Source organism: Cognatundibacterium luofuense (assembly GCF_018139685.1).
In the GTDB taxonomy this organism is placed as follows: domain Bacteria; phylum Pseudomonadota; class Gammaproteobacteria; order Burkholderiales; family Burkholderiaceae_D; genus Undibacterium; species Undibacterium luofuense.
Window position 1 is genome coordinate 1 of sequence record NZ_JAGSPN010000360.1, and the last position, 344, is coordinate 344.

Below are 344 nucleotides of genomic sequence, written 5' to 3' on the forward strand. Positions count from 1 at the left end.
GGGCACCAAAGCGCTGCTCGAATTCCTCATAGCCGCCATAAATCACCTCTGCCGGCAAATCCGGATGGTAATTCAACACGAATAGCAAGGAGCTGTAGATCTTACGACTGAATTTAGATTGCGGATCCGCTTCCAAGGCCAGCGCCTGCATATAGGCGTCCAACGCTTTGTCGGGTTTACTGGCTCGTTGTAAGGAATTGCCATAGGCGGCCCAGATTTTTGAATTGCGTGGCTGATTCAGAATTTCGACTTCCGCAAAATCAATCGCCTCTTTTGCTTTTCCTTTCAGCGTGAGTACATCAATCAATGCAGGTACTGCAATTGGATTATCTGGCATGATAGCG

1 protein-coding gene is annotated in these 344 nt (G+C 48.3%); it reads right to left on the reverse strand.

Going from position 1 to position 344, the window contains the following annotated elements; translation table 11 throughout:
• The coding region (locus KDM89_RS20780; RefSeq protein ID WP_212689734.1) for a hypothetical protein at window positions 1–344 on the reverse strand (344 nt) is incomplete at both ends.